General features: G+C 63.8%; 1 protein-coding gene and 1 pseudogene. Both read left to right on the top strand.

The window, feature by feature from the left end; genetic code table 11:
* The coding region (locus tag E3D03_RS20875) for a hypothetical protein (RefSeq protein WP_263568536.1) at positions 1-215 on the top strand (215 nt) is incomplete at its 5' end.
* Positions 175-1,018 (top strand): annotated as a pseudogene (locus E3D03_RS20880) (IS3 family transposase); the annotation flags it as partial. The gene E3D03_RS20875 and the pseudogene E3D03_RS20880, both read left to right, overlap by 41 nt.

Raw genomic sequence — 1,018 nt, forward strand, 5'->3', positions numbered from 1 at the left:
TGGAGCCTCCGGCAAACCCGGCGCGGTTCACCAACGACAAAGCCCCCATCGAGAGTGGTGGCGAGGCTGACCTTGGTGCCGAATTCGTATCGGACCCGCGCCTTGCCCTTGGAGATGCAGTGGACTTGCCCGGGAAAAGTGGAGAGCACCAACTGAGGAACCAGGAGGTGTTCGATGGGAAACGGGAACAGGCCGACGCCGGAATTTCGGCGTGAAGCGGTGCGGCTGGCACTTACCAGTGGTCGGACGCGACGGGAGATCGCTGATGATCTGGGCATCGGGCTGTCGACGCTGACGCGATGGCTTGGTCAGGAGCGCGATGCAGCTGAGCCCAGTGAGGCACCTGTCGATCTGCATGCCGAGTTGAAACGTCTGCGGCGGGAGAATGCGGTTCTGAAGCAGGAGCGCGATATCCTAAAAAAAGCCGCGGCCTTCTTCGCGAAAGAGGGAAGTCGATGACCTTCGGCTTCATCGAAGCGGAGAAGGCCAGCTTCCCGATCAATCGGATGTGCCGCGTCCTCGGGGTCAGCCAAAGTGGTTTCTTTGCCTGGCAGGACCGTCCGGCCTGTCGTCGCTCGCGGCAGGACATGGTCTATCTGGCCCATATTCCCACGGCCTTTGCGCTGTCGAACGGCACCTATGGCAGCCCGCGCATGCACCGAGACCCTCGTCGACGAGGGCCATGAGATCGGGCGACATCGCACGGCACGGCTGATGCGCGAGAACCAGTTGATCGCGCGGCAGAAGCGGCGCTTCAAACGGACGACGGACAGCGAGCATGCCTGGCCGGTCGCGCCGAACCTTGTGGCGCAGGACTTCACGGCGGATGGCCCGGACCGGAAGTGGGGGGCGGACATTTCCTACATCTGGACGGCAGAGGGCTGGCTCTACCTCGCTGTCGTACTCGACCTCTTCTCGCGGCGCGTCGTTGGCTGGGCCACGAGTGACCGCCTGAAGCGCGATCTTGCGGTGGAAGCCCTGCGCCGTGCTCTGGTGGCTCGCAACCCTGCACCAGGGC

It is taken from the genome of Paracoccus sp. DMF (genome assembly GCF_004407025.1).
Classification (GTDB): Bacteria; Pseudomonadota; Alphaproteobacteria; order Rhodobacterales; family Rhodobacteraceae; genus Paracoccus; species Paracoccus aminovorans_B.